We start from the raw sequence: 21,798 nt of genomic DNA on the forward strand, positions 1-21,798 counted from the left end.
CATCTCCTTTCGCTTCTACTCTGAGGCAGACGGGCGGAAAGGCAGACGGAACAGCACCGCTGTGCCCCGCCCCTCATTGCTGTCGATCTCAATCTGCTGCTCCCCGTCAAAAAACAAATGAAGCCGTTTGAACACATTATGCGTACCGAGTCCGGTAGACTGGCCTTTACCGCTGAAATACGGAGCCTCATCCTGAATCGATCCCATCAGCCTGGCCACGGTCTCGCGGCTCATGCCTGCGCCGTTGTCGCTGATCTCAATTTCCATAAGGCTGCCGGCATCATAACGGATGGATAACGTCAGAACCGCCCCTTCCTCCATCTGCTCCAGTCCGTGAACAAACGCATTCTCAAAAATCGGCTGCAGCGTGAGGCACGGAATCATCCCTGCCAGTGCCTGCTCATCGATCTCCATCACGAAGGCTATCCGGTCACGGAAGCGGGCCCGCTGAATGTTAATATATTCGTTCACATGCTCTACTTCCTCGCGCAGCGGAACCGCCTGATCCAGCTTCTGCAGGTTGTACCGGAGCAGCCGCGATACCGATACGGTCAGATCACTGGTTCTTGCTGCCCCCTCAAGATAGGCCAGCTTGGCAATAGAATTCAGCGTATTGAACAGAAAGTGCGGGTTGATCTGGCTCTGCAGCATTTTCAGCTCCAGTTCCTTAACCAGCCTGTCCTTCTCCACGCTCTTAATGTTCTCCTGCATCAGTTCCTGGATATTATCAATCATCCCGTTAAAGGCCCGGCAGAGAATACTGATCTCATCGTTGTTGATGCTCTCCGGCGCCTTCGTGTCCATCCGGCCCTTCGAGATCTGCTTCGCTGTACCCACCAGGCGTCGTATCGGTCCGGTGATGCTGCCGGACAGCCAGATCGCCATACATATACTGAGAACCGCTGCGGTAATCACCAGCAGTACCCCCAGTTCATTCAGCTTGTCCGTCGTCGACATGATCTCCTCATAAATCGGCTTATACTGATCCAGTTCAAGATCGACCAGTTCCTGTGCTTGCTCACGGATGAACCGCTGTGTCTGCTCCGCCTCAATATAAGCACCGGCCAGTGTATTGGAGTCCTGCTCATCAATCTCGCTGATCATCTGTCCGGCCTGTTCGAGAAAGGTATCAATGATATGGCGGTAGTTCATCAGCGGAAGATCGCTCCCGCCGATCGTTGCCACTTCGTCCATTTGCCTGCGCAGCTCCTTCACCGCCGTCAGATGCTTGTCCACCTCAGGGAAGCTGTCCGCATCGACCTGCATAATGAAGCGGTTCATGGACTTCATATTCTCCCCGACCTCGTAGGAGACTTCCTTGTAGAGCATGATCCGGTTCATCATCAGATGATAGCTCTCCTGCACATTCTTCCCGCTCTCAAAGAGCACAAAGGACACTGAGCTCATCAGCAGCACGAGCAGCGGAATGCAAATCAGCAGCTTTCTGCGGATGCTCACAGGCTCTCCCCCTCCTGCACATTATCCTTGTTCAGCACCTTGACCCCGGTGAAATATTGCTGCTTTAGCGTGATGCCCTGAAAATGCTCATATAGCAGCCGTACGGCCATATCTCCCATCAGATACGGCTGCTGCGCCACGGTTGCCTCGATATCGCCGCGTCTTATTGCGGCAAGAGTCTCGGCCTGGTTGTCGAAGCCGATGATGGTCATAGGAATCCGCTTCAGTCTTTTGGATACCTGGAGAATGCCGAGTACATCCGTTGAACTGGTGCCGACCATCACATTGATTTCCGGATGCAGCTCCAGCATCTCGGCGGCCTGCTGGATTGCCTCCATGTGGGAAATATTAGAGCTGCGGACATCAATAATTTTCAGGCCGCTGTAGTTCTTCACAATATTGCTTAAGCCATTCAGCCGCTGCAGCTGATTCTTGGCCAGGTCGCTGCCGATGATCACACCGATCTTCCCCTGCCCGCCTGTTGTCTGCACCACCATACGGCCGAGTGTCTCGCCCGCTGCGACATTGTCAGTGCCGACATAAGCCAGACGCCTGCTCGCCGGTGCATCAGTATCAATGGTGATCACAGGAATTCCCCGGTTCACTGCTTTATCAATGACGGGGGTGAATTTCTCGTCGTTCAGTCCCTGCACGATGATCGCATCCGCCTGCGCGGCAATCGCTTTTTCCAGAAGACTGATCTGTTCCTCCATGTTATTGCGGACCGGTCCGGTAAATTCAATATCGATTCCGTATTTATCAGCGGATGCTTTGGCACCCCTCTCGACCATCTCCCAATACGGATGATAGCGCTCCTGCTCGATCAGTACAATATGATAGCCTGGGTTGTCCTCAGCGGGATGGCCGCTTAATTCCTTGACGATCTTGCCCATCCTGGCGGAATGATTGGCAAAGCCAATAAAGAGATATGCCAGCAGCAGGAATAATACAATGACACCGCTGAGCCATTTCTTATCCATCTCGTTCACCTCCTAACCTGAGATGTAAACGGTTGCAACATTTAATTTATGATCTTGTTCGTCCGCCGGGCGGAAACGGTATTGCCGTTATTTGGTCAGGATGGTTTCGTTTCAGCGGGAAATAGCAGGAGCAGCAATCGTGTGAATCCTGTAAGCAGAAAAGAGCTGTTCCAATGCAGCCTCCTGCTTGAAACAGCTCTTCTCTGTAGAGCATCCGCCATTCAACTGTCCTGTTCGATCAGTTGAATCCATTCATTATATTCACTCTGCAGCTTGGCATATTCCGCCTGAAGGCTGCGATGCTCCTGGGACAGCTTGTCCAGCTCACCCTGCCGCAGCTCAGACTGCGCCTGCATCAGACGCAGCTGGCCCTGCACCAGCTCATAGTTCTCGCCCAGCTCGGCAAGCTGCTGCTGTGTCTCGCTGTACTCGCGGTTCACCGAATCAGCGTCTGCTTCCGCCTTGCCCGCCTCCTGCTCCCAAATCCCAATTTCCTCGCGCAGCTGCGCTTCCGTCTCGCCCCACTGCTGCTGGCGCCGCTGAAGCTCCTCGTACTTCTGCTTCCAGGAAGCTCCGTGTTCGCGGGTCTCCCGCAGCGCTTCCTGCTGCTCCGCCGCCGCTGCGGCAGCTTCACGACCGGCCTCGTACAGCTCTTCCAGGCGCCGGGCGTCCTCTTCCCGTTCAGCCTCCAGAAGCTCATATCTTTCCTTCAAGCGTTCGCCAGCCTGCAATACTTCGTCATATTGCGCGATCAGATCCTCGTAACGGCCCCGCAGCGCCGCCAGCTCTTTGCGGGAGGCTTCCGCCTCCTCGCGGTACTTCCGGCTCTGGGCCTCCGCTTCGGCCCGCCGGCCGGATTCATGGTCGAGCTGCTGCACCATACCGTCTGCTTGTCCCTGCAGTGTAGCAATCTCACCCTGCAGTGCCGTGTTCTTCTCTTCAGCTTCCAGCAGCTTCATCTCCAGCTCACCGATATCCTCCATGTGCTTGTCGGCAAGCTCCTGCCAGGTTGCGGCTTCCGCTGCAGACTGGGCCAGTTCACCCTGGACCCGGGTCAGACTGCTGCCGGTTTCCTGCAGCGACTTGCGGAGCGCGTCAGCCTCTTCCTGCGTCAGCTCATAGCGCTGGCGCAGACCTTCAAGCTCATCGCTGAGCAGCTCAGCCAGTTCGGCGGCAGAGTGCAGCTCCTCCTGGACGCGGATCAGACTGTCTGTCGATGACTGCAGCGATTCACTGAGTGAGGAGGCCTCAGCCTGCGCAGCCTCATAACGCCGGCGCAGCTCTTCCAGCTCCTCTTTCTGCTGTATTCCCTGCTCTTCAGCGGTACGAAGCTCCTCCGTAAGCTGCTCTTCGCGCTTCAGCACCGCTTCGTACTGAGCCAGAAGCGTCAAGCGGGAATCGCGCTCGCCCTTAAGGCCCGCTTCGGCCGCACGCAGCCTGGACTGCAGCTGTCCGGTGCCGCCGCGCAGCTCGCCAAGCTGCTTCTCCAGCTCCTGCAGCTGCTGCTTATGACGGTGCTCCTGGTTGCCCTGCGACTGCCGCAGCTCCTTGTTCTTGGCAAGCTCCTTCTGCAGCGCCTCACGTTCCTCCGCAAGCTCTTTTTCCAGCTGGGACTTAGTCTCCGCCAGTTCCCTGCTGAGCGACGAACGAATCTGTATAATTTCGCCCCCGAGCGTCTCCCGGGTCTGTGTCAGCTCCTGCTCAAGCTGGGACAGCGTTTCCGCTTTCTCCTTGTCCAGCGCCTCGCGCAGGCTCTCCAGCTCCTGCAGATGGGCAGCTTTCAGATCTTCAAGCTGCTGCAGACGGACAGCCTCGGCGGCGGCCAGCTCCTGCTCATAGCCCTCGCGCAGGGACTTCAGCTCCTCCTCACGGGCCCTCAGCTCTTCGGCCAGCTGCCCGCGGGCAGCTGCTGCTGCCGTCTCCGCTTCCAGCAGCGCCCCGGCATGAAGCTTCCGCTCCTGTTCCTGAATTTCCAGGTGCCGTCTGCGGTCCTCTTCGGCGGCGGCGATCAGACGGGCGGCTTCCTCCCTTGCCGCCGCCTCCATCCGTTCATACTCTTCCTGCCGCTCCTTCTGCGCCTCCGTAAGGCGTGCAACCTCTACACGCAGCTCCGTGCGCTCCCCGGTCAGCATATTCAGTTCATTCTTGAAGTCCTGCACCTGGATGGCCTGCTCCGCCATATGTACGGCTGTAAGCACCGCTATCCGCGGGGTATCCAGTCTGGAATGGGACTTGGAGATTGCACGCATGTGCTCGTCAACATAACGGGCAACCTGTTTCATATATTCAGTACTGCTCCCGACCAGTTTATAAGAAGTTCCATATATCTCCACGGCGACACGAGTCCGGTCCATAGCCACAGTTGTGCCCTCCTTTGTATGTGTGCGGATTCTAAGCTGGTTTCCCTGCTCCTATTGTAGCGTTATTCATTCTATTTTGCCAAAAAACGGCTTGATTCCATAGTTTCAGCCGGTAACCGCCGCACTCCAAACGATGAGAAAAAAGCCGCAGCGAACTCCGTTTGTAAATGGATTCGCTGCGGCTTTGCACAATTCCTGCTACTTTCTTAATTCTGCGCCAAAAGTTTGCTGAAGTGCGGAAACGACCTTGTCATGCACTTCCACAACTTCCTCGTCGGTCAGTGTGTGATCCGTATGGCGGTACAGCAGCGAAATGGCTACACTCTTCTTCCCGCTCTCCATTTGGCCGCCTGTATACACATCAAATACCTGAACATTCTGAAGCAGGATTCCGCCGTTCTCACGGATGGAAGCCAGCAGGTGGCCTGCGGGCACTGCCGCATCCACAACGACCGCAATATCCCGCTCCATTCCCGGAAAACGCTGCAGCTCGGTGTACTGCAGATTGCTGCGGGCTGCGCTGTAGAGCGGCTGAAGCAGCAGCTCCGCCACGTAGGTGTCCTCCAGGTCCAGCTCACGCTGCAGCTCCGGGTGAAGCTGGCCGAGGGTTCCCAGCTTCACACGCCCTTCAGCGGTCTGCAAGTATACGGTAGCGGAACGGCCCGGGTGGTAATTCTCAGGGGCATCGCCTTCATAAACCACTCGTTCCGCAAGGCCCAAATGGCTGAATACCGTTTCCAGCGCACCCTTCAAATCGAAGAAATCCACAGGCTGCTCCACCACATTCCACTGCTTGGGCGCACGGCTTCCGCTCAGCAGCAGTCCAAGCACCGGCAGTTCAAGCGGCTGGCGGGTGAGCTGCTCTTCATCCGTGAAGAACACATTGCCGATTTCGAACAGCGCCAGATCGCTCTGGCGGCGGTTGGTATTATAGCGGGCAATTTCCAGCAGCTGGGGAATCAGGCTGGTGCGCAGCACGCTGCGCTCCTCGCTCATCGGCATTGCCAGCTTCACGGAGATTCTGCCTTCGGCAAGCGCCGGGAACAGCCTGCTCTGTTCCGGTTGAATGAAGGAGTAACCCATGACCTCCTGATACCCGCCATGTGCGAGCAGGCGGCGCAGCTCACGGCGCTGGGACTGCCGGCTTGTCAGCGCTCCCGGCGTAGTCACTCCCTCAATCAAGGTTGTAGGGATATTGTCATAGCCGTACAGACGGGCGATTTCTTCGATCAGATCGACATCATAACTGATATCGCCCCGTCTTGTCGGCACCTGGACCTCCACAAGACCCTGGGCGGCATCCCCGCACTTGAAGTGCAGGCGGCTGAACAAAGTCTTCACTTCCAGCAGCGACAGGTCTGTACCGAGATAACGGTTCAGCTTCTCCAGAGATAAGGTCAGCACCTTCTCCTCCACAGCGCCCGTACCGGCCTGAACAATACCCTCATGCACAGTGCCTCCGGCATAACGGGCAATCAGGGCTGCCGCGCGGTTCAATGCCGGAAGTACAGAGTTCGGATCGACTTCCTTCTCGAAGCGGAGGGAAGCCTCGGAGCGCAGACCCAGCCGGCGTGAGGTTTTGCGGACCGTTCCGCCGTCAAATTTGGCGGACTCCAATATAATATTCACGGTTTCACCCGTTACTTCGGCAGCCAGTCCGCCCATCACTCCGGCCAGTGCCACAGCTTTTGCTCCGTCGGCAATCACCAGCATTTGCGGCTCCAGCTTCCGCTCCTGGCCGTCCAGCGTGGTCAGAAGCTCTCCTTCCCCGGCAAAACGGACACCAAGCACGCCGCCCTCCACTTTGTCGCCGTCGAATGCGTGCAGCGGCTGTCCATATTCCAGCATCACGTAGTTGGTAATGTCCACGATGTTGTTGATCGGACGGATTCCTGCCGCCATCAGGCGGTTCTGAATCCAGAGCGGGGATGGCGCAGGCTTCACTCCGGCAATGTAACGCACCGAATAATGCGCACAGTACTCTTCCTTCTCAATCTTGACGGAGATGGAGTCAGCGGCCGCCCCCCCCGACTCGACAATATCCGCAGCCGGATTCGGCAGCTTCAGCTCACGGCCGAGAATTGCGCTCACTTCATATGCGGCCCCAAGCATGCTGAGACAGTCGGAACGGTTCGGAGTCAGATCGAAATCGAGGATTTCGTCGTTCAGGCCAAGCACCTTCAAGATATCCTGGCCGACCTCCGTGTTCTCCGGCAGAACCAGTATACCTTCCTGCAGCTCCTTGGGAAGCAGCTTGTCGTTCAGCCCCAGCTCCTTCGCGGAGCAGATCATGCCCTGCGACAATACGCCGCGCAGCTTGGCCTTCTTGATATCCAGGCCCGGCAGCTTCGCGCCTACCAGAGCAACCGGAACCTTCTGGCCTGCGGCCACATTCTTGGCGCCGCAGACAATCTGCAGCTCCTCTCCTTGGCCGGCGTCCACGATGCATACATTCAGCTTGTCGGCATCAGGGTGCTTTTCTTTTGATTTCACATAACCGACGACAATACCGGAGAGGCCTTTGTTGCGTCGCTCCACGCTGTCGATCTCAATGCCGGCGGCCGTGATTTTGTCTGCCAGCTCATCTGCGGTCACGCCTTCAAGCGATATATAATCCGTGAGCCAGGAGGTTGATACCTTCATGTTCGCACACTTCCTTTTGTTTCAGATATATTTACATGCCGGATTTGCTTGCTGCGCGGAGAAGAGTCTGCAAATAACCTGGCTCTCATTTCTTCTTCTGAAATTCTGTTAAATGCAGTCACTGCGAGAAACATTTGGACTTCCGGCCGCTGCTGTATCCAGATTTCTCGATTCATGCCGCTTTTAGCGGATGAAATCCGGATGCAAAGGCGGTCGCTAACGCTCCTGCAGTTCCAAATTTTCTCTCCGTTCCCTTTTTACTAGTCTTCTCATTCATCTGAAATCAGAAACCCAAATCAATTGCGCCTCTCCATTCCCCGTCCGCCCCGCAAGCCCGCCAAAAATCTAAATTCCCTTGAACTGCTTCACAAAAGCCATATCATTCGTGTAGAAATGGCGGATGTCATCAATGCCGTACTTCAGCATCGCAATCCGCTCCACACCCATACCGAAAGCGAAGCCGCTGTACTCGGCAGGATCATAGCCGCCCATCTTCAGCACGTTCGGGTGAACCATGCCGGAGCCAAGGATTTCCAGCCAGCCGCTTTGCTTGCACAGGCGGCAGCCGTCGCCGCCGCATTTGAAGCAGCTCACATCCACCTCGACACTTGGCTCGGTGAACGGGAAGAAGCTTGGACGCAGGCGGATGCCTGCCTCCGGTCCGAACATTTCCTTGACGAACTGCTGCAGCGTGCCTTTCAGATCGCTCATGCGGATATGACGGCCAATGACCAGGCCTTCAATCTGATGGAACTGGAAGGAGTGGGTCGCATCATCGTCATCACGGCGGAACACCTTGCCCGGACAGATAATTTTGACCGGCGTTTCGCCCTTCATCGCCTGCATGGTGCGGATCTGCACCGGAGAGGTCTGTGTGCGCATCAGAATGTCATCCGTTAAATAAAAGGAATCCTGCATGTCGCGGGCCGGATGGTTCTTCGGCAGATTCAGTGCTTCAAAGTTGTAGTAATCTGTTTCCACCTCAGGGCCTTCCGCCACCTTGTAGCCCATGCCGATGAAAATATCCTCGATCTCCTGGACCACCCGGCTCAGAGGGTGAATCCCGCCTTGCGGCAGTCTGCGTCCCGGCAGGGTTACATCCACCTTTTCCGCAGTCAGGCGGTTCAGGGTTTCCTGCTGCTGGAAGGCCTCCTGCTTCGTGCCGATAATCTCCTCAATGGCGCTCCGCACCAAATTCGCCACCTGGCCTATGACCGGGCGCTCCTCCGCGCTGAGTCCGCCCATGCCGCGCAGAATCTCTGTAAGCTCGCCTTTTTTACCCAGATACTTCACACGCAAATCATTCAGAACCTGCGGATCGCTTACTTCCTGCAGCTTCGTGAGCGCTTCGGCCTTCAATGCTTCAAGCTTCTCTTTCATCTCCGTGTACTGCCCCCTTATCTCATTATCCAACAAAAAAAGGCCTTTCCTCCCGGTAAGGGACGAAAAGACCGTGGTACCACCCTTGTTAGACCGTCTGTTATGCATCCCTTAAGAGCACTATTCCCTCTTTAGGCATGACAAAGACCTGTCTCACTTTATACAGAAATAACGGTCTGCGGCCGGTTTCCCCTACGTTCCCCTTCAAGCCAAAGCTTAAATGGAATTCAAGGAACTGCTCCGGAGTGAACTTCGGCAGCTCTGCTCTCCTAGAAACGCTCTCAGTCTGCGGCGTCTCCTCCCTGTAGGCCAGGCACTGCTTACTCTTCTCCATCACTGCATTTCATTAGGATGCTGCTGAATACAAATGATCTTCTGCTTAAGAAGATATGCCCATTTATTATATGCATAATCAGCCGTTTTGACAAGCCGGACAAATTTAGACCAATTTTTATCCTTCTTTTATCTTACGTTAAGCTTTTTTTAAGCTTCAGAGCGCTTTTCCGGAATAATTTTCAGCTAACGTTCAGCCAAATTTGATATTTTTCGTTATTAGAAAAGCTTGGCTGTCCTTATTCCTGCGGCAGCTTTCCGGATGGCAAAGGCTTTTTATACAGGGAGGGAAATTCATGCATAATCGAAGAAAGGCTTATGTTCTGCTACTGCTCAGCACATTTGCCGTAAGCTCAGTACCTTGGATTGCCGGGACGGCGGCACCTGCCGCTGCGGCAGCGGCAACTAAGGCCACAACAGCTGCTGCTGTTACAGAAATCTCCACACTCGCCAAGCTGAGCTCCATCAAGCTGGGCACCACACTCAGCGTGAAGCTGAGCGATGTCGGTATTTTCAGCCAGAACGGCGGAAATATCCTTACTTATACGCTGACCTACACGAATACGGCTGGCAGCAGCGTCAATCTTGTCAATTACTTCTCCAAGGTGGTCACTCCCGGAGGCAGTATCATCAAAGGAACCGCCGTCAGCGCTGATGCTTCAAAGAAAAAAATCGCCTCCAAGGAAACCGCCAGCGTTACATACTACGCCAATATCGGAACAGCCTCATCGGTAAAAGGACTCAAAATCAGCATGTACGGCTGGAACTTCAGCGCAGCCAATTACGAGCAGAGGATTGGTACGTTTACCGTCCCTGCCAATTATTCGCTCTCCGCACTTCAGGGTGAGAACAAAAAAATAGAGCTGAACAGCATACCGGTCACAAGCAGGGCGTCTTTACTGCAGATTTACAAGTATAACGGCAAGGTCTATGCCAAAGTAGGAGTTACCCTCACCAATCTGGGCACCAAGGTGCTCACGGACCCCGGCTACAGCCTGTATCTGAAGTCGTCCGGGGGCTCTATCTTTACGCTTGCACTGGACCAAGGCAGCTCGGAGTACAAGCTTCAGCCGCAGGAAAAAAAGACGCTTTATTATATGACGGAAATTCCCGCCTATATGAACCTGACCAAAATGACGCTGCAAATCGCCAAGCTGGATGAAACGCTGAAGCTCTACCTTCCGGTCGCGTCTTATAACCTTCCGGCAGCGTCGACTGCCGACTTCACCATTGCCGCCGGCGCCACCAAGAAGATGTCCATCAGCAGCAACATTGTGGACATGCAGCTGCAGAAGGCAACCGTATATTCCGAGAATGGAAATGGCATCTGGACCTATCAGCTGCGGGTCAAAAATACGGGCAGCCAGTCCGTTACACTGCCATCCTATGTGCTGTCCGTCAAATCGGCGGAAGGATACAACTTCCCGATTACGACTACAGCCTTCAGCAGTCTGACACTGAAGCCTCTGGAAGAGAAGATTATCACCCTTGGCGCCAGCATACCGCTGGAGCTTGCCCAGGACAAACTCCAGCTTCAAGTCATACCGCCTGCCAGCGAGGATACGGATAGAATAATCCTTCCTGTCGCCTATTTCACAATCCCTTACAACCTGGAGAGCGATACTCATGTCCTCTCGGAGAGCGGTGTGACGAACAATTATGGAACCTTCGGCGTCACCCTGCAGTCCCTGCAGCGTCTGCCATGGGGCAACGAGGATTTGGTGCAGGCCAAACTGAGCATCCGGAACTCCACCTCCAAAACGGTTACGCTGCCCAAACTCAGCGGAATTCTCAAGGTGGACCAGAATGATCTGACATCTTCTTCACAGCTTGTTATCGATAATGACACGACCACGCTTGCCCCCGGAGCCAGCCTTCAGGTTGCCGTGCTGGCCCGTGTGCCGTACACCCTGGATTACAGACAGACCAAAATCATCCTCCAGGAAACTAGCGGCGAGGATGTGACACAGTTCCTCTCCCTCAGCACAACAGACGGGGCCGTGACCAGCATTGCCCCACTGGCAGCGGGAGAAGCCTTCAAAATCACCACAACCGGTAAAAAAGCAAGTGTGAAGGAACGCCTGACCACCGTCTACAAGAGCAGCAGCGCCAAGCTCGTATACAGTGAAGTGGAAATGAACAGCGAGGAAACCCGCCAGGCGGATCTGTCAAGGCTCTATGCCCAGTTTAAGACAGCAGACGGGCAGTACTTTGAAGCCACAGCCAACCAGTCCGAGCTGTCGACCAGTCCTGAAGGCAAGACACTGGTTACCTTCTGGGCCAAAGTGCCTACTGCCGTTGATACCTCCAGCCTTCAGCTGTACGTGGGTCAGGGAGTGGCCGAGGGCAAGCTGACAGCCGCCGGCACGGCAGCAACCGGATATGTAAATACAGCCGCTATCCCGTTGACCGCCACGGAAGTGACGGCACAAACCAGTCTGACCAACATCACGATGTTCCCTTACACACTGGCGATCTCCAATTCAACAGGCAGTATTACTGAGGGCAGCAGCAATTTCACACTGGCGGTCAACTACATTTTATCGCAGGATACCTCCTATCAGATGGGCGAGTACGGTCATAAGCTCATTCTGCATTTCAGCGATCCATTCGGACAGTATTTCGAGAAGTCGCTTACGCTCGGAACCGACCTGACAACGGGAACTTACACCACGTACACTACAACCTTCAGCAGCAATCTGTACCAGACTCTCGGAGGCGGCAATTATACCCTTACCCTGTACGACGAGTTCGAAGGTCAGCGGATTGCGCTCGGCAGTCAGGTCTTTACCATCGATGTAACGGCTAAAGCGACGGCAACTCCAACTGCGACGGCAACAGATACAGCGACTCCAACCCCTACTCCATCTCCTTCCTCTGCAACCGGGGCCGGCGGCAGTTAAGAGGGCAATGAAATCGACGGGCTGAAAAAAGCCAAAGCGCATCAAGCAGAAACGGCTACGCCGTCCTTATAAGGGACGGGGGGGTTCAGCGAGAAATAGAAGGATCATTTAGTGGGCCAGCATATAAATTCTTATATTTCAAGTGAAAACGGCTGCCCCGCCCAGGAGAAGCATATGCCTCCGAAGCAGCGGTACTCCGTATCACTCTCAGGTATCTGTTAGAAATATACTGCCTTTTATATTGAAGCAAGATGGAGGAACGGAATGAACAAGAAGAAAAAGATTGTGATCGCCTCAAGTATCGTTGTTGTTGCCATTGCGGGTATTCTTGCCTACGTGCTGTGGCCTGACCAGAACAAAGCGGTCAATGCGGCTCCGCTGAATACAGCCGCCGTGACCAAAGGAAATATCCTGGTCGGCGTGTCGGGCTCAGGATCTGTCTCGGCGATTAACAGCGAAAGCATCCGCACCAAGGAAGCCGGCGAAGTGGACCAGGTCATGGTGAAGAAAGGCGATGTCGTCAAAAAAGGCGATGTGCTGATTACCTTTGTGGCCGCCGATATGAGCGACAAGCTCAAAGAGGCCGGCAAGTCTCTGGAGAATCTGAAGACCGAGCTGGAAAACAAGCAGGAGAATTACAAAACGCTTTCGATGAACAACGCCACGGACGAAGAGCTGGATTCCGCGAAAACAGCTATCGACAAAGCCAAAAGCGATATCCAGGACCAGCAGGATTCCATTGCTGACATTCAGGAGGATATGGTGCCTCCCGACCCGCTCACCGCTCCAATTGACGGGACGATTACCGCAGTGAACATTACGGACGGAGAGCAGGCCCAGAACGGCACGGAGCTGTTCACTATGACGGATTATGAGAACCTGAGCGTTACCGTGCAGGTCGACGAGCTTGATATTCCCAAAGTGAAGCTGGACCAGGCAGCTACGATTACACTGGATGCCCTGGAGGATAAGGAATTTGCCGGCAAGGTTATTGACATTGCCAAAGAAGGAGTCTCTTCCAACGGCGTCTCGCTGTTTGACGTTACAGTGGGGCTGAATGAATCGGACGGCGTGCTTGTCGGCATGTCTGCAGAAGTCGCGGTCACCATTGAAGAGAAAAACGATGTGCTGACCGTACCTATTGAGGCGGTCACGGAAGTGAACGGCAGGTATTTCGTTAGTGTTCCAGCTGATGCAGCAGGCAACGAAGCGGCAGGAAATGCCGCAGAAGGACAGCCAGCCGAAGGGCAGGCGCCCGGCGGCCAAGCCGGCGAAGGGCAGGCGCCTGAAGGGCAGGCGCCGGGCGGGCAAGCCGGCGAAGGCGGATTCCCCGGCGGCGGCGAGTTCCCTGGCGGCGGCTCGGGTTACGGGCAGGCCGGCGAACGAAGCGGTTCAGGTGCCGGCGGTTATGGCCAGGCCGGCGGCAGAGGCGGCTCCGGCGCCCGAAGCGGCTCAGGAACGGCCGCGGCAACCGGCCAGACGAGAGTTGCTGTTGAAGTGGGCATCCACGATGAGAGCAGCATTGAAATAGTCAGCGGCTTAAGTGAAGGCGATGAAGTCATCATCCCGACTGTCATTTCTACAGGTTCCTCATCTGCGGCGCAGACACAGGCCGGAGGCATGTCCGGCGGATTTGGCGGCGGCGGTATGACTGGCGGCGGTATGACTGGCGGCGGATTCAGCGGCGGTACTGGCGGCGGTACTGGCGGCGGATTCAGTGGCGGTGCTGGCGGCGGCATGCCCGGGGGTGGCGGCCGATGAGCTCCGCTGAACCGCTTATCCGGGTCGAGAACATGATTCACCGCTATGTCATGGCAGGTGAAACGATGACGATCCTGAAAAGCCTGACCTTTACCATTGATTACGGCGAATTTGTGGCCATCATCGGCCCCTCCGGCTCCGGCAAATCAACCTTGATGAATATGCTTGGCTGTCTGGATGTTGCAAATGAAGGGGATTATTTCCTGGATGGCAAAGAAATTCGCAAGCTGTCGGATAACAAGCTGGCGCAGATCCGCAATGAGAAGATCGGTTTTATCTTCCAGAATTTCAATCTGCTTCCCAAGCTGTCGGCCATCGAAAATGTGGAGCTTCCCCTGATCTACCGGGGCATGCCGCACCGTGAACGGCGTGAGGTTGCCCGGAATTCACTGGTCCGGGTCGGGCTGGAAGAGCGGATTCACCACCGCCCTTCCGAATTGTCCGGCGGACAGCAGCAGCGTGTCGCCATTGCAAGAGCTTTGGCCGGCACGCCTCCGATCCTGCTTGCCGATGAGCCTACCGGAGCGCTCGATACCAAGACCGGCCAGGAGGTCCTCCAAATGATCCGCGAGCTCAACGAGCAGGGCCACACGATTATTCTGATTACGCATGACCTGGAGATTGCCCAGCAGGCCAAACGGATTATCCGTATCCAGGACGGCAATCTCGTAGAGGATCGGAGGAATGCCTAATGATGCTTTTCCAAAGTATGAAAATGGCCCTGAAAAGCATCCTCAGCAGCAAGATAAGAGCTTTCCTTACGATGCTTGGGATTATTATCGGGGTATCCTCCGTCATCGCGCTCGTATCCATCGGCCAGGGGACCACTTCCCAGATCACTGAATCACTGAATTCACTTGGTACGAATCAATTGACGGTTAATATTACAGGACGTGGCGCCACAACCTCGCTGACCTATGAGGAAGCCCTGGCGCTTGGGGACATCGAAGGCGTGGACGGGGTATCTCCGGTGATCAGCGGCAACGTCACTGCCAAGAACGGGACGGAGAATACAACCGTATCAATGGAAGGAATTACCCCGGGCTATGAGGATGTCCAGGACTTTCATGTCCAATCCGGCCGTTTCCTCCTGAATATTGATACAGAGTACCGTCAAAAGGTGGCCCTTATCGGCTCGGACACAGCGGAAACCTTATTCGGCACTGATGATCCTGTTGGAGAAAGCGTGCAATTGAACGGAAGAAGCTTCAAGATTGTTGGACTTCTGGAATCCAAGGGCTCAAGCCTGGGAGGGTCCAATGACGAGAAGATCCTGATTCCGATTTCCACTGCCGAGCGTTTCCTGCAAAGCAAGGGTGTCCGCTCCATTACCATTACAACGACCTCTGCCGATAATGTGACCGAGGTCAAGGCCAAGCTTGAAGCAACCCTGGATGCGAAATTCAACTACGCCGACAACTCCTACTCAGTCTTCGATTCCCAGGAAATGCTGGAGACCGTGTCGGCAACCAGTGATACGCTGTCCATGGCCCTCGGAGGAATTGCCGGCATCTCGCTGTTTGTCGGCGGTATCGGCATTATGAATATCATGATTGTCTCCGTCAATGAACGTACGCGGGAAATTGGCATCCGCAAAGCGATCGGGGCCAAAAAAATGAATATTCTGATGCAGTTTATGATTGAATCCATTGTGCTCAGCGGGTTGGGCGGATTAATTGGCGTCGGCTTGGGGCTGGGTATCAGCTGGGCGGTCGGCAACTACACCTCAATGAATGTGGCCACCTCCTGGAACATGGTGATCATCTCCTTTCTGTTCTCTTTGTTTATCGGAGTGGTCTTTGGAATGATGCCCGCCAACAAGGCGGCAAGAATGCGCCCTATCTATGCATTGCGCAATGACTAGCCATTGGCTTTACCCGGGCATTCTGTAACATATCAAGCCGCAAGCCTCTTTTTCCTGGGGCCTGCGGCTTTTTTTCTGTCCGGACTGCTGCAATATGCCTAAGGCAACCCGGGATTCTATATCTCGGATTATTGTATGAGGGGGTATCGTTTGCAATAAAGTTGGGTAATAGGACTTAAGGGCTGGAATGTTTATAAGGCAGCAGGCTATACATAATCTTTTTTATAGAGAAGGGCTTATATTCCGTAAACCCATACATCAGAAAGGATCAATTGTCATATCTCCGGCACGGATAACGGACCTGATTTTTTTGCTGGACATATCCATTTTTTTACATTCAATTGCTCTACAGGAGTGCGCCCTTTATACTGATGAGAAAAGAAACTTCGATCATACCGGGAGATTCCCATTCCTGCCACCTCATTCTTCCCCTGCTCTGTATGACTCGCTTGAATCGCAATCTCTCTTCAATATCCTGCACACACTAGCAATTGGTCCCCATATGGATATATTTCGCGTGTTCATGTCACAGCAATAAGAACACTTAATAGCTTTTGCAGGGGGTGGATGAAGTGGCAGGTTTTCCCGAGTTCAAAAACACACGCAGACTAATCCTTTTATTTGCCGCTATCTCCGTTCTTCTGGTTGGCATCAGCGTTGTTTCCCTTTTGTATTTGAATCATACGATGAACAAATTATCCGATTCCTTGTATAACGATGTCTATCAGAATTCAGAGCTTATTCTGAACGCCGACCGTGACCTGTACCAGGCTGCCCTGGCACTCCATACCGCCATGAACGGGAATATAACCGGTGAGCAGCGCAGCTTGCTGTCCCGGAATTTCGAGGAGAACAATGCCCAGGCGCAGCAGCGACTCAGCAGGGCCGGGGATAATATCAACTCCGTGAAGAATCCGTTCAGAGGAATGAAACAGAGTGAACAGCTGCTTGGTGAGCTGAAAAATGCACTGTACGGCTTCGATGGCCCATTTGAAACCTGGAAGGATACAGGCAGGGAGCTTATTGTACAGCGCGTCCAGAACGGCTGGAATCCCGAATCCTTTTCTGCCCTGCAAATTAATGTCCTTCTGGAGCATGTGCGGGAGCCCCTCGACCAATCCGAGCAGTTGATTGACAGCTACGCCCGGCAGGTTACGCAGGAATTCCGCGATCAAAAAAGCTCATTGTTCGCCGTATACTCGCTATTCCTGTTTTTGCTGGTACTTGTCATTATTTATCTGTGCCGCAAGCTGATTGGCCTGCAGAATGAAATGCTTGAGGAAAAGTCGCTGTATCAGCTAATCGGGGAGTCGATGTCCGACTTTATTATTTTGACCGATCCCAATGGGCTGATCATGTATGCTTCTCCTTCCCACTCCAGCCTGCTCGGCTATACCCCGGGCAAGGGGACTCCGCTCTCCAATTATATCCGCGAGGCGGAAATCACCTGGGCGAAGCTCAAGAGTGTGGTGCAGGCCACTCCGCGGATTTCCGAGCTGCGCATGCGTTCAGCGGATGGGCACTGGGTATGGCTCGAAACAAAGGTTAGCCCGATTAAGGGCGGCAGTGCTTTTCCGGCACAGTTCATGCTGGTATCCCGCGAAATTACCCAGCGCAAGCAATATGAGGAACGCCTGCATAAGCTGGCCTTCTATGACCATCTGACCGCGATTCCCAACAGGGCCCATTTCAAAATGTATATGGAGAATCTGATCAGCCAGCCGGAGGAACGCAAACAGGATATCGCGCTCGCCCTGCTCGATTGCGACCGGTTCAAGCAGCTCAATGACACACTCGGCCATCTGGCGGGTGATGAATTCCTGCAGCTGCTCTCGCGTGAGCTGCAGCAGACCGTAAAGGGCTACGGACAGGCATTCCGTATTGGCGGAGATGAATTCGCCGTAGTGCTGCACCGTTTTTCCAGCCCGGAGATGCTGGATGAAATGCTGGACCGCCTGCTGCAGCTCTTCAATAAAACCTGGTCGATCAACCAGGGCTCCAGCTTCCATACCTCAGCCAGCATCGGAGTGGCGCTGTATCCGCAGCACGGCATCAGCATCAATGAGCTGCTCCGCGCTGCCGACCTGGCGATGTACCGCTCCAAAAACCACGGCGGCAACGAAGCTAATCTGTACAGCAAGCTGGTGGATGAAGAATACACCGACCAGTCCAAATAAACAACAAAACACTTCCGCATTTGGCTTTCAGGTCTGCTCCGGCGCTTTGCAGGCACCCGCTACATAAAAAGGAGCTGTTCTGCAATCCCCCAAGAAGGGGGAAGTACAGAGCAGCTCCTTTGCTTATATATTTTTAACTGGTCAGCTGAAGCGGATCATCCTTATCCCCGCTGTTCTCCTGCACGCGGTCCCGGATGATTACCTGAATCAGTTCCTTGCTGCCTGAGCAGTCTATGAAGCGGTCTCCGGCGCCGTCCTTCTCTTCCCAGTCGTTCAGCCTGAGAATATAGCCTATGGAAGCAGCTTCCGGGAGCACTTCAACCCGCGCTACCGCGTGTCCGTCCTTCATCTGCCGGAAATCACTCTGTCCATCCTGGATGCCTGTGCCCCACACCCATAGATTCCAGCCCCGGTAATCGCCGTCCGGACGTTCATAATGGATTTCAATAATTTTGGATCTCGGCCCGGGCTGCCCGTATTTGTCATAGAGCACCATCAGGGACAATCCCTCAAGCTGTACCTCAGGGCCCTCAATACTGCGGAAGGCCTCTGCTCCGGCAGAAGTGTGGTCCACAACGATGTTCCAGCAGCCGTCCGTTTCAGGGAGCGCTTGAATGACCGGTCCCGGATTGGCATTAAAAATCACCACGATATTGTTCCACTCATCGCCGCCGGCGTTGTTCTTTAGCAGATAGGATACCACTCCGCCGTCACAGCGAAGAAATTCCAGCGAACGCTCAATTTCCTGCCGTCCATGCAGGCGGAAGGCCGGATGCTTGCGCCGCAGCGTAATAAGCCCCTTGTAATACTCATAGACGGGGAGAAACTTCCCTTTGTTCTCCCAGCGGATGGCATTGATGGCATCGGGACTGCGGTAGCTGTTATGGTCACCGTATTTGCTGCGCAGGAATTCATCTCCGGCCTGCAGAAAGGGAATGCCCTGCGAGGTCAAAATGATCCCGCTTGCCAGCAGAGAGCGGCGTACGGCTTCATCGCCGAGAATATCCTGCGGATCCACTCCAATATACGGATCGGCTGCGGCCACGGCCGCTTCGACAGAGCCGCCGTGCCTGAGCCGTCCATTGTCCAGCTCAGGCAGCCCCGCAGCCTGGCGCAGGCCTTGTGTGGCAAGCACCTTATCCCACAGATTCAAATTATCGTGAGCTGCAACATAATTCACCGTTTCCGCCGGGGAGTCGGTGAATTCATGGATCGCTCCCTTGATCCCGGAAGCAACCGCACCCTCCCTGCCGTACTCCCCGGTTGCAAATCCTTTGCCCCACCCGTCGCTGTCGCCTTTGATCGCGGAACGGAAATTGTCATTAAAGACTGCATAGCCTTTGCCCTTCTGCACCCCTTTGAGTGTTTTGGCCGCCAGCGGAGACTCCCCTCCGGTCCAGGGCTCACCGTAGAGCAGAAGACTGGGGTTAACCTCCAGACGCAGTTCTTCCGAAATTTCACGCATGGTCACACTGTCCATCAGCCCCATCAGATCAAAGCGGAATCCGTCAATGTGATATTCAGATGCCCAGTAGGCCAAGGAATCCTTAATGTACTTGCGCACCATCGGGCGTTCCGTAGCCAGCTCATTGCCTACACCAGAGCCGTTCGAGAGGCGGCCGTTATAGTCATGCCGGTAGAAGTAGTCCGGCACCAGCGGCTGGAAGGGCCCTTTCTCCACTGAGTAGGTATGATTGTATACGACATCCATGATTACGGATATCCCTTTGCTGTGCAGCGCCTGCACCATTTCCTTCATTTCGCGGATCCGGACGGCCGGATCAGACGGATTGGTGCTGTAAGAACCTTCCGGCACGTTATAGTGCTGCGGATCATATCCCCAATTGTATTCGGTGAAATAAGGCTCAGCGGCACTTCCGCTATCCGCAGCGAGTTCATTTATGGTCTGAAAATCAAATACCGGCAGCAGGTGCACATGGGTGATGCCCAGCTCCGCCAAATGATCAATGCCGAGTGCATGTCCTGCGGAATCCCGCAGCCCGGATTCAGTGAATGCCTTGAATTTGCCCTTGTGCTGCATGCCGGAATCCGCAGCCGACGAGAAATCGCGCACATGCAGCTCATAAATCACCGCATCGGCGGGATGAGGCAGAGCGGGGGACTCATCCCCGGCCCAGGCTTCCGGATCGGTATCCCGCAGATCAACAATTGCAGAGCGTACACCGTTTGCCGACACCGCCTTGGCATACGGGTCCGCAGCTTCCCTGATGGTTCCGTCCCCGTAGACCGCACGGTACATATAATACCTGCCTTTCAGATCGCCCGAGAGGCGGGCCACCCAAACCCCGCCCTCCTGACGCAGCATATTCACGATCCGGCCGCTGTCCCGGAACCCGGAGCCTGCTCCCTCCGTGCCGTTCCCGCCGGTGTCATACAACACAAGCGACACGGTGAAGGCTGTGGGCACCCATACCTTGAAAAAGCTGCACTCCGCTGAATAAGTCAAGCCAAGATCTTTGCCTGCATAGGTTTCTATTTCTTGCTCCGCATTTATATAATTGCTATTCATTCATGTTCACCATCCCGATGTTTTCCGCCAGACTGCCGGAAAACTGATCTGCCTCATTAATATCCAACTATTACCACATCGTTGAAAAATAATACTTGCACGGCTTTGCAAGCGGGCCTAGAGAGTACTGTCTTTCTCATTTGCAACCTTATAACTTGACTCAGCTTATTATATGTAACACTAAGTTCACAAGTTTGGGTCCGGCAACCTATTCTGCACTCCACACTACCTATATCGGCTAGTAATGGCTTCCTGTTTAAGCTTATGCAGAGACAGCAACTATTCTAACGGAAGTATAACCTGCTATGGATTGGATAGCCACTGTAAATTGATGTATATGCGGGAAATAGCCGGATTAAGGATAGGTGAATACAGAGTTTCTCTCCCTTGCAGAGGAATACGTCTAAACTAAGATTGAACTTGAACCATTCATCCAAAGGGCAGCCATTTTAGTGGTAAAAAGAATAACTAATCCACCGCATTCGGATTCCGGCTCATCCCTAGTGGGAAAAAGTACAACTAATTCGGCTGAAATCAGCCATATGGGGGGAGTGGACCTCTATTAAGTGTACAAAATCCCACTAAAGCCCGTTCACGCCAGAATTCCAGCTTATTAGTGTTACTTTTTACACTTCGCTTCCGTTCCCTATGAACCTCCTTGCGTTCCATCAGCGTGTTCAGGTTCTCCGGTTCCATTCCTATACATTCAATTACCTTTTTACTAAATTACCTTTTTGGCTCAAAGCCAAAATCAGCGGTTGATGATGTGAATGAAAGTCCGGCGGGTTCAGAGGGTTCTTCCGGCCGCTGCTAAAGCCCGGTCTCCTGATTGGAATAAGATTACTGGTTGAACAGTCTTTAAAGGCGAACACTATCGTTTCTCCGGAATTCCTCTGACCCTCCGCTATGTCCGCACTTAGTGCCGGCCCCTATTTTTTAGATGGAGCCAGCTTCCCATGATTCCTTTAAGACCCATCCGTCCGTGTAAGTGTACTTATTCCTTACGAATTCCACTTTACTCCATTCCACTTCACGTCCCTGCCCCGGTAGCGGCCCCGGCTGGACCTGCTCTATTCCCGCTTCCTCCTGCAAAACATAGATCCCTCAGACTCCGCACCATTCAGCACGGCTCAGCAAACTCAGCACAACCCAGCAACTCAGCAAACTCAGCACAAATCAGTACGACTCAGCACGATTCAGCACGATTAAGACGCAATATAATTTCCCCCTAACTTCATACCTGCCTTATCCACAATTGACGAGAAGCATAATTTCCTAAACGAGTAGGGTAAGACGAGGGATTACTCCCTCGGACTCCCCGTCAAACCGTGCATGCGGATTTCCCGCACACGGCTTTCCTTCGTCAGTTCCCCATCTTCAGGAGTGAGTTTCCTTCATCCGTCACCGGA

Annotated in this window: 12 protein-coding genes; 5 read left to right on the forward strand and 7 right to left on the reverse strand. The window is 54.1% G+C overall.

The genetic code is table 11. The annotated features are described in order from the left end of the window. Positions 1-15 precede the first annotated feature (15 nt). From HYD27_RS28395 to HYD27_RS28420, 6 genes are all read right to left on the reverse strand, one after another. The gene (locus HYD27_RS28395) at positions 16-1,458 is read right to left on the reverse strand and encodes a sensor histidine kinase (protein WP_219220945.1); all 1,443 of its coding nucleotides are present in this window, start codon (positions 1,456-1,458) and stop codon (positions 16-18) included. Beyond that, positions 1,455-2,438, reverse strand: coding sequence for a sugar-binding protein (locus tag HYD27_RS28400; protein ID WP_219220947.1), 984 nt, complete (start codon positions 2,436-2,438; stop codon positions 1,455-1,457). The genes HYD27_RS28395 and HYD27_RS28400 overlap by 4 nt, the downstream gene beginning before the upstream one ends. Before the next feature lie 221 nt (positions 2,439-2,659). After that, on the reverse strand, positions 2,660-4,798 hold the full coding sequence (gene zapA, locus HYD27_RS28405; protein WP_219220949.1) for a cell division protein ZapA: 2,139 nt from the start codon (positions 4,796-4,798) through the stop codon (positions 2,660-2,662). 198 nt (positions 4,799-4,996) lie between these two features. After that, positions 4,997-7,441 carry a phenylalanine--tRNA ligase subunit beta gene (gene pheT / locus HYD27_RS28410; RefSeq protein WP_219220950.1) on the reverse strand — a complete coding sequence of 815 codons (2,445 nt, stop codon included), beginning with the start codon at positions 7,439-7,441 and terminating at the stop codon, positions 4,997-4,999. A 345-nt stretch (positions 7,442-7,786) separates the two neighbouring features. Next, entirely contained in the window at positions 7,787-8,821 is a 1,035-nt protein-coding gene (pheS, locus tag HYD27_RS28415) for a phenylalanine--tRNA ligase subunit alpha (protein WP_219220952.1), read from the reverse strand. A 100-nt stretch (positions 8,822-8,921) separates the two neighbouring features. Next, positions 8,922-9,155 (reverse strand): hypothetical protein, encoded by a 234-nt coding sequence (locus HYD27_RS28420; protein ID WP_219220954.1) that lies wholly within the window; start codon positions 9,153-9,155, stop codon positions 8,922-8,924. A 295-nt stretch (positions 9,156-9,450) separates the two neighbouring features. Between HYD27_RS28420 and HYD27_RS28425 the strand changes: the two genes are divergently transcribed. The 5 genes from HYD27_RS28425 (at position 9,451) to HYD27_RS32795 (ending at position 17,859) form a co-directional block, all read left to right on the forward strand. Next, positions 9,451-12,057, forward strand: coding sequence for a hypothetical protein (locus HYD27_RS28425; RefSeq protein WP_219220955.1), 2,607 nt, complete (start codon positions 9,451-9,453; stop codon positions 12,055-12,057). Between the two features lie 264 nt (positions 12,058-12,321). Next, the gene (locus HYD27_RS28430; RefSeq protein WP_219220957.1) at positions 12,322-13,818 is read left to right on the forward strand and encodes an efflux RND transporter periplasmic adaptor subunit; all 1,497 of its coding nucleotides are present in this window, start codon (positions 12,322-12,324) and stop codon (positions 13,816-13,818) included. After that, positions 13,815-14,510 (forward strand): ABC transporter ATP-binding protein, encoded by a 696-nt coding sequence (locus HYD27_RS28435; RefSeq protein ID WP_219220958.1) that lies wholly within the window; start codon positions 13,815-13,817, stop codon positions 14,508-14,510. The genes HYD27_RS28430 and HYD27_RS28435 overlap by 4 nt, the downstream gene beginning before the upstream one ends. After that, entirely contained in the window at positions 14,510-15,682 is a 1,173-nt protein-coding gene (locus HYD27_RS28440) for an ABC transporter permease (RefSeq protein WP_219220959.1), read from the forward strand. Before HYD27_RS28435 ends, HYD27_RS28440 begins: the two co-directional genes overlap by 1 nt. Positions 15,683-16,254: 572 nt before the next feature. Further along, positions 16,255-17,859: a diguanylate cyclase domain-containing protein gene (locus HYD27_RS32795; protein ID WP_219220960.1), complete on the forward strand. Its 1,605-nt coding sequence runs from the start codon at positions 16,255-16,257 to the stop codon at positions 17,857-17,859. Between the two features lie 133 nt (positions 17,860-17,992). Here HYD27_RS32795 and pulA read toward each other — a convergent pair whose 3' ends face one another. Next, on the reverse strand, positions 17,993-20,389 hold the full coding sequence (pulA, locus tag HYD27_RS28450) for a type I pullulanase (RefSeq protein WP_219220961.1): 2,397 nt from the start codon (positions 20,387-20,389) through the stop codon (positions 17,993-17,995). Positions 20,390-21,798: the final 1,409 nt, after the last annotated feature.

Origin of the sequence: Paenibacillus sp. S150 (assembly GCF_019352175.1) — a bacterium.
Classification (GTDB): domain Bacteria; phylum Bacillota; class Bacilli; order Paenibacillales; family Paenibacillaceae; genus Paenibacillus_AQ.

Coding starts and splice junctions, on each gene's coding strand:
- HYD27_RS28400 (WP_219220947.1), bottom strand. CDS start 2,438: ATGGATAAGAAATGGCTCAGCGGTGTCATTGTATTATTCCTGCTGCTG.
- pheT (WP_219220950.1), bottom strand. CDS start 7,441: ATGAAGGTATCAACCTCCTGGCTCACGGATTATATATCGCTTGAAGGC.
- pheS (WP_219220952.1), bottom strand. CDS start 8,821: ATGAAAGAGAAGCTTGAAGCATTGAAGGCCGAAGCGCTCACGAAGCTG.
- HYD27_RS28420 (WP_219220954.1), bottom strand. CDS start 9,155: ATGGAGAAGAGTAAGCAGTGCCTGGCCTACAGGGAGGAGACGCCGCAG.
- HYD27_RS28425 (WP_219220955.1), top strand. CDS start 9,451: ATGCATAATCGAAGAAAGGCTTATGTTCTGCTACTGCTCAGCACATTT.
- HYD27_RS28430 (WP_219220957.1), top strand. CDS start 12,322: ATGAACAAGAAGAAAAAGATTGTGATCGCCTCAAGTATCGTTGTTGTT.
- HYD27_RS28435 (WP_219220958.1), top strand. CDS start 13,815: ATGAGCTCCGCTGAACCGCTTATCCGGGTCGAGAACATGATTCACCGC.
- HYD27_RS28440 (WP_219220959.1), top strand. CDS start 14,510: ATGATGCTTTTCCAAAGTATGAAAATGGCCCTGAAAAGCATCCTCAGC.
- pulA (WP_219220961.1), bottom strand. CDS start 20,389: ATGAATAGCAATTATATAAATGCGGAGCAAGAAATAGAAACCTATGCA.